Origin of the sequence: Psychrobacter sp. MF31 (assembly GCF_012847335.1) — a bacterium.
Lineage (GTDB): Bacteria > Pseudomonadota > Gammaproteobacteria > Pseudomonadales > Moraxellaceae > Psychrobacter.
This window is the reverse complement of record NZ_JABBDX010000013.1, coordinates 1-6,520: the sequence shown is the minus strand read 5'-3', so window position 1 is coordinate 6,520 and position 6,520 is coordinate 1. Positions and strand designations below refer to the sequence as shown.

Annotated in this window: 7 protein-coding genes and 3 pseudogenes; 5 read left to right on the top strand and 5 right to left on the bottom strand. The window is 56.9% G+C overall.

Annotated elements, in window-relative coordinates; all coding sequences use genetic code 11:
• The 3 genes and pseudogenes from HF322_RS11420 to HF322_RS11410 form a co-directional block, all read right to left on the bottom strand.
• Window positions 1-87, bottom strand: a pseudogene (locus HF322_RS11420) (APH(3'') family aminoglycoside O-phosphotransferase); the annotation flags it as partial.
• A gap of 65 nt (window positions 88-152) precedes the next feature.
• Complete coding sequence (locus HF322_RS11415; protein WP_012360778.1) at window positions 153-521, bottom strand: recombinase family protein; 369 nt, start codon at window positions 519-521, stop codon at window positions 153-155.
• A 5-nt stretch (window positions 522-526) separates the two neighbouring features.
• Window positions 527-1,231 carry an IS6-like element IS26 family transposase gene (locus HF322_RS11410; RefSeq protein ID WP_001067858.1) on the bottom strand — a complete coding sequence of 235 codons (705 nt, stop codon included), beginning with the start codon at window positions 1,229-1,231 and terminating at the stop codon, window positions 527-529.
• A 113-nt stretch (window positions 1,232-1,344) separates the two neighbouring features.
• Between HF322_RS11410 and aac(3)-IVa the strand changes: the two genes are divergently transcribed.
• The 4 genes and pseudogenes from aac(3)-IVa to HF322_RS11795 all read left to right on the top strand — a co-directional run.
• Window positions 1,345-2,121, top strand: a complete 777-nt coding sequence (gene aac(3)-IVa / locus HF322_RS11405) for an aminoglycoside N-acetyltransferase AAC(3)-IVa (RefSeq protein WP_001199192.1) — start codon at window positions 1,345-1,347, stop codon at window positions 2,119-2,121.
• 20 nt (window positions 2,122-2,141) lie between these two features.
• The gene (locus HF322_RS11400; RefSeq protein WP_000171321.1) at window positions 2,142-2,363 is read left to right on the top strand and encodes a hypothetical protein; all 222 of its coding nucleotides are present in this window, start codon (window positions 2,142-2,144) and stop codon (window positions 2,361-2,363) included.
• Window positions 2,350-3,375 (top strand): aminoglycoside O-phosphotransferase APH(4)-Ia, encoded by a 1,026-nt coding sequence (aph(4)-Ia, locus tag HF322_RS11395; protein WP_169393562.1) that lies wholly within the window; start codon window positions 2,350-2,352, stop codon window positions 3,373-3,375. The genes HF322_RS11400 and aph(4)-Ia overlap by 14 nt, the downstream gene beginning before the upstream one ends.
• Before the next feature lie 5 nt (window positions 3,376-3,380).
• Window positions 3,381-3,734: pseudogene (locus tag HF322_RS11795) on the top strand (AAC(3) family N-acetyltransferase); the annotation flags it as partial.
• Between the two features lie 62 nt (window positions 3,735-3,796).
• Here HF322_RS11795 and HF322_RS11385 read toward each other — a convergent pair.
• A complete protein-coding gene (locus HF322_RS11385) occupies window positions 3,797-4,549 on the bottom strand; it encodes an IS6 family transposase (RefSeq protein ID WP_000602738.1) in 753 nt (250 codons plus the stop codon).
• Window positions 4,550-4,634: 85 nt separating this feature from the next.
• Between HF322_RS11385 and HF322_RS11380 the strand changes: the two are divergent.
• Window positions 4,635-6,134, top strand: a pseudogene (locus tag HF322_RS11380) (Tn3 family transposase); the annotation flags it as partial.
• On the opposite strand, the gene HF322_RS11375 reads toward HF322_RS11380, so the two are convergent.
• Window positions 6,131-6,451 (bottom strand): hypothetical protein, encoded by a 321-nt coding sequence (locus tag HF322_RS11375; RefSeq protein WP_169393561.1) that lies wholly within the window; start codon window positions 6,449-6,451, stop codon window positions 6,131-6,133. The pseudogene HF322_RS11380 and the gene HF322_RS11375 overlap by 4 nt on opposite strands.
• Window positions 6,452-6,520 lie beyond the last annotated feature (69 nt).

The following is a 6,520-nucleotide window of genomic DNA, read 5'->3' as shown; positions in this document are numbered from 1 at the left end:
TCGAAAAACAAAATCACCAGATTCTCCGCCTCTGACAGGCAACCAGTCAGAATGCGATTCACCAAAAAAAATATTAGTTCGATTCAATGGAGGTTCCTTCAGTTTTCTGATGAAGCGCGGAGGTGGCTCAACCTGCGAAAAGAAACGAGTTGCTACGTAAGTCCGAGAACATGCTTTCCATGGTCTCTGAGCTCGCCTTTGGGACCGACATATCGGTAGAGAGTGACGCGCTCGATGCCGAGTTCCTTGCAGAGATCGGAAACTGAAGTATCGCGCTGGGCCATGGCGGCTTGCGCGAGACGCACCTGAGCTTTGGTGAGCGCGAATTTTCGTCCGCCCTTGCGACCGCGCGCTCTCGCGGAGGCGAGACCCGCCATGGTGCGCTCTCGGATCAGATCCCGCTCGAACTCGGCCAAGGTGGCGAAGATTCCGAACACCATGCGACCGGACGCAGTCGTGGTGTCGATCTGAGCGGGCACTGTTGCAAAGTTAGCGATGAGGCAGCCTTTTGTCTTATTCAAAGGCCTTACATTTCAAAAACTCTGCTTACCAGGCGCATTTCGCCCAGGGGATCACCATAATAAAATGCTGAGGCCTGGCCTTTGCGTAGTGCACGCATCACCTCAATACCTTTGATGGTGGCGTAAGCCGTCTTCATGGATTTAAATCCCAGCGTGGCGTTGATTATCCGTTTCAGTTTGCCATGATCGCATTCAATCACGTTGTTCCGGTACTTAATCTGTCGGTGTTCAACGTCAGACGGGCACCGGCCTTCGCGTTTGAGCAGAGCAAGCGCGCGACCATAGGCGGGCGCTTTATCCGTGTTGATGAATCGTGGGATCTGCCACTTCTTCACGTTGTTGAGGATTTTACCCAGAAACCGGTATGCAGCTTTGCTGTTACGACGGGAGGAGAGATAAAAATCGACAGTGCGGCCCCGGCTGTCGACGGCCCGGTACAGATACGCCCAGCGGCCATTGACCTTCACGTAGGTTTCATCCATGTGCCACGGGCAAAGATCGGAAGGGTTACGCCAGTACCAGCGCAGCCGTTTTTCCATTTCAGGCGCATAACGCTGAACCCAGCGGTAAATCGTGGAGTGATCGACATTCACTCCGCGTTCAGCCAGCATCTCCTGCAGCTCACGGTAACTGATGCCGTATTTGCAGTACCAGCGTACGGCCCACAGAATGATGTCACGCTGAAAATGCCGGCCTTTGAATGGGTTCATGTGCAGCTCCATCAGCAAAAGGGGATGATAAGTTTATCACCACCGACTATTTGCAACAGTGCCGTTGATCGTGCTATGATCGACTGATGTCATCAGCGGTGGAGTGCAATGTCGTGCAATACGAATGGCGAAAAGCCGAGCTCATCGGTCAGCTTCTCAACCTTGGGGTTACCCCCGGCGGTGTGCTGCTGGTCCACAGCTCCTTCCGTAGCGTCCGGCCCCTCGAAGATGGGCCACTTGGACTGATCGAGGCCCTGCGTGCTGCGCTGGGTCCGGGAGGGACGCTCGTCATGCCCTCGTGGTCAGGTCTGGACGACGAGCCGTTCGATCCTGCCACGTCGCCCGTTACACCGGACCTTGGAGTTGTCTCTGACACATTCTGGCGCCTGCCAAATGTAAAGCGCAGCGCCCATCCATTTGCCTTTGCGGCAGCGGGGCCACAGGCAGAGCAGATCATCTCTGATCCATTGCCCCTGCCACCTCACTCGCCTGCAAGCCCGGTCGCCCGTGTCCATGAACTCGATGGGCAGGTACTTCTCCTCGGCGTGGGACACGATGCCAACACGACGCTGCATCTTGCCGAGTTGATGGCAAAGGTTCCCTATGGGGTGCCGAGACACTGCACCATTCTTCAGGATGGCAAGTTGGTACGCGTCGATTATCTCGAGAATGACCACTGCTGTGAGCGCTTTGCCTTGGCGGACAGGTGGCTCAAGGAGAAGAGCCTTCAGAAGGAAGGTCCAGTCGGTCATGCCTTTGCTCGGTTGATCCGCTCCCGCGACATTGTGGCGACAGCCCTGGGTCAACTGGGCCGAGATCCGTTGATCTTCCTGCATCCGCCAGAGGCGGGATGCGAAGAATGCGATGCCGCTCGCCAGTCGATTGGCTGAGCTCATGAGCGGAGAACGAGATGACGTTGGAGGGGCAAGGTCGCGCTGATTGCTGGGGCAACACGTGGAGCGGATCGGGGATTGTCTTTCTTCAGCTCGCTGATGATATGCTGACGCTCAATGCCGTTTGGCCTCCGACTAACGAAAATCCCGCATTTGGACGGCTGATCCGATTGGCACGGCGGACGGCGAATGGCGGAGCAGACGCTCGTCCGGGGGCAATGAGATATGAAAAAGCCTGAACTCACCGCGACGTCTGTCGAGAAGTTTCTGATCGAAAAGTTCGACAGCGTCTCCGACCTGATGCAGCTCTCGGAGGGCGAAGAATCTCGTGCTTTCAGCTTCGATGTAGGAGGGCGTGGATATGTCCTGCGGGTAAATAGCTGCGCCGATGGTTTCTACAAAGATCGTTATGTTTATCGGCACTTTGCATCGGCCGCGCTCCCGATTCCGGAAGTGCTTGACATTGGGGAATTCAGCGAGAGCCTGACCTATTGCATCTCCCGCCGTGCACAGGGTGTCACGTTGCAAGACCTGCCTGAAACCGAACTGCCCGCTGTTCTGCAGCCGGTCGCGGAGGCCATGGATGCGATCGCTGCGGCCGATCTTAGCCAGACGAGCGGGTTCGGCCCATTCGGACCGCAAGGAATCGGTCAATACACTACATGGCGTGATTTCATATGCGCGATTGCTGATCCCCATGTGTATCACTGGCAAACTGTGATGGACGACACCGTCAGTGCGTCCGTCGCGCAGGCTCTCGATGAGCTGATGCTTTGGGCCGAGGACTGCCCCGAAGTCCGGCACCTCGTGCACGCGGATTTCGGCTCCAACAATGTCCTGACGGACAATGGCCGCATAACAGCGGTCATTGACTGGAGCGAGGCGATGTTCGGGGATTCCCAATACGAGGTCGCCAACATCTTCTTCTGGAGGCCGTGGTTGGCTTGTATGGAGCAGCAGACGCGCTACTTCGAGCAGAGGCATCCGGAGCTTGCAGGATCGCCGCGGCTCCGGGCGTATATGCTCCGCATTGGTCTTGACCAACTCTATCAGAGCTTGGTTGACGGCAATTTCGATGATGCAGCTTGGGCGCAGGGTCGATGCGACGCAATCGTCCGATCCGGAGCCGGGACTGTCGGGCGTACACAAATCGCCCGCAGAAGCGCGGCCGTCTGGACCGATGGCTGTGTAGAAGTACTCGCCGATAGTGGAAACCGACGCCCCAGCACTCGTCCGAGGGCAAAGGAATAGAGTAGATGCCGACCGAACAAGAGCTGATTTCGAGAACGCCTCAGCCAGCAACTCGCGCGAGCCTAGCAAGGCAAATGCGAGAGAACGGCCTTACGCTTGGTGGCACAGTTCTCGTCCACAGTTCGCTAAGCTCGCTCGGCTGGGTCGCGGGAGGGCCGGTCGCAGTGATTCAGGCCCTTCTGGATTGTGTTGGTCCCCAGGGCACGATTGTCATGCCCACGCACTCGGGTGATCTGACTGATCCCGCAGATTGGAGATCGCCGCCCGTGCCTGCCGATTGGGTGCAGATCTTGCGCAACGAGATGCCGGCATACGATCCGCAAACCACACCAACTCGGAACATGGGTGCAGTGGCTGAATTGTTCCGGGCGTGTCGCAAACACTTTTGGAGGCAGCTATCACCCAGCCAAGGCCGGTATTTTCATGCTTTGTTAACCTTTTGCAGTCCGAAGAGGCGCGCAAGCAAATCATTCTGGTCATTGACGGTCCAGCCGCCTGAAAAGCCAAAGCCCTTCCGCAGCCACAGCATCGCCTCGAAACCCGCGATGGTTCGCCGCGCCGTGTTAAAGGATTGGAAACCGCCGATCTTCGGCATGTTCTTCTTCACCCGGAAATGGTCGCTCTCAATCCCCTGCTGGAGATGTTTGGTCACATAATGCACGGGATCGGGATGGAGAAGCCCATCATCAACCGACGTTTTGATCGTTGACGGGAAGGTGTTGGCCCCGTCCGTCCCAATCCTGTTCGGCGACAACAAGGGTTCATCTTTAAGCATCTTTCGGAAGAACCGCTTGGCAGCGTCGAGATCGCGCTTAGCGGTCAGCAGGAAATCCACCGGATTGCCATGCTTATCGATGGCTCGGTACAGATAGCGCCATTTGCCGCGGATCTTGACATAGGTCTCATCAATCCGGACCGAGCCGCAATGGGGTCGACGAAACTGCCGCAGCCGTTTCTCGATGACAGGTGCATAAGCCAATACCCAGCGGTTGATCGTGCTATGATCGACCTCGAAGCCCCGCTCGCGAAACATCTCTTCCAAGTCACGATAGCTGAGCGGGTAGCGCAAGTACCAGGCAACCGCCTGTACAATCAGCCAGGCCTCGAAATGCCTGCCCTTGAAATCATCCTTCGACTGGCGCTTCAGCTTTTCGGCAATGGTATTCAAAATCATCGGCTCGCTCCGCAATATCAGGAGCGGCAACTTCTCTCCCCATGGTCAACATCGAGTTAACCTGAAGAATTTGCGACAAGGCCATGCGTTCCGCTCCGGAGATGTCTGGCTTACTAGGTCCCGGCGCTATGGCGATCTGAAACACGCACTCGTTCCGGCACAATCCATCGCGGAAGGCGGTCGTCTCGCTGTGCCATTGCGGCCGGAGGAATGGCTGGCAGACCGGCAAGCTCGCCTCGACATGCGGTTGCGCGAGCTTGGCCGTGCCGCTCGCGCAGGCACGATCCCGGGCGGGTCGATTGAAAACGGCGTTCTGCATATCGAGAAACTCGAAGCCGCCGCGCCGACAGGCGCCGAAGATCTGGTGCTCGATCTCTACAAGCAGATCCCGCCCACGCGCATCACCGATCTCCTGCTGGAGGTGGATGCGGCGACCGGCTTCACCGAAGCGTTCACCCATCTGCGCACAGGAGCACCCTGCGCTGACCGGATCGGGCTAATGAACGTTATCTTGGCGGAAGGGATCAACCTCGGCTTGCGCAAAATGGCGGATGCGACAAACACCCACACCTTCTGGGAATTGATCCGCATTGGACGGTGGCATGTCGAGGGCGAAGCCTATGACCGGGCGCTGGCCATGGTGGTCGAGGCACAGGCAGCGTTACCCATGGCCCGGTTCTGGGGCATGGGCACGTCGGCTTCGAGCGACGGACAGTTCTTCGTCGCTACAGAGCAAGGTGAGGCCATGAACCTGGTCAACGCGAAATATGGCAATACCCCGGGCCTGAAAGCCTATAGCCACGTCTCCGACCAATATGCGCCGTTCGCAACCCAGGTGATTCCTGCAACGGCAAGCGAAGCGCCTTACATCCTCGATGGCCTGCTGATGAACGATGCTGGACGCCATATCCGCGAGCAGTTCACCGACACGGGCGGCTTCACCGATCACGTCTTTGCCGCATGTGCCATTCTCGGCTACCGGTTCGCTCCGCGCATCCGCGACCTGCCATCCAAACGGCTCTACGCGTTCAATCCGTCGGCCGCCCCGGCGCACCTGCGAGCGTTGATCGGCGGAAAGGTCAACCAAGCCATGATCGAGCGCAATTGGCCCGACATCCTGCGCATCGCCGCCACCATTGCTGCCGGGACCGTCGCGCCAAGCCAGATTCTGCGGAAACTCGCCTCCTATCCGCGGCAGAACGAGCTCGCGACAGCCCTGCGGGAAGTCGGTCGCGTCGAGCGCACCCTGTTCATGATCGACTGGATTCTGGATGCCGAACTCCAACGGCGTGCCCAGATCGGGCTCAACAAAGGCGAAGCTCATCATGCGCTGAAGCGGGCAATCAGCTTCCACCGCCGCGGTGAAATCCGCGACCGTTCCGCCGAAGGCCAGCATTACCGCATCGCCGGCATGAATCTGCTCGCCGCCATCATCATCTTCTGGAACACCATGAAGCTCGGCGAGGTCGTTGCAAACCAGAAACGCGATGGAAAGCTGCTATCGCCCGATCTCTTGGCCCATGTTTCGCCGCTCGGATGGGAACACATCAATCTCACCGGAGAATATCGCTGGCCAAAGCCTTAGCGTAGGATTCCGCCCCCTCCCGCAAACGACCCCTTAATATCAGTTTCAATAAGCTCGGTAATTCCTTTTTGCAGATGATCTATGGCGTCATCTTTTGCGGTGGTGATGAAAATGTTACTGCAATCTACTGCGTTTTGAAGTTGATAAATAGCGTTACTTAACTCACTGATTTTATGGTCAATATCAACAAGACTACCCTCAAGCTTTTTGTCGATGTTGTCGCGAGCATCGTCAGCAAGACTTTCAAGCGCAGGAATAACGTCACCCAGCGCTAAAACAATTTTTTCAATATCATCTTTTAGTTGTTGATTGCTCATACTTTCCTCTGATTAAGGACTTGGTGATGAATAGCTATAGGCGCGATCGATTTTTTGCTGAATGCTGTT

What these genes read in the sequence shown, in the direction of transcription:
- HF322_RS11400 (WP_000171321.1), top strand. Translation starts at nt 2,142, where the DNA reads ATGACGTTGGAGGGGCAAGGTCGCGCTGATTGCTGGGGCAACACGTGG.
- HF322_RS11375 (WP_169393561.1), bottom strand. Translation starts at nt 6,451, where the DNA reads ATGAGCAATCAACAACTAAAAGATGATATTGAAAAAATTGTTTTAGCG.
- HF322_RS11410 (WP_001067858.1), bottom strand. Translation starts at nt 1,231, where the DNA reads ATGAACCCATTCAAAGGCCGGCATTTTCAGCGTGACATCATTCTGTGG.
- HF322_RS11385 (WP_000602738.1), bottom strand. Translation starts at nt 4,549, where the DNA reads ATGATTTTGAATACCATTGCCGAAAAGCTGAAGCGCCAGTCGAAGGAT.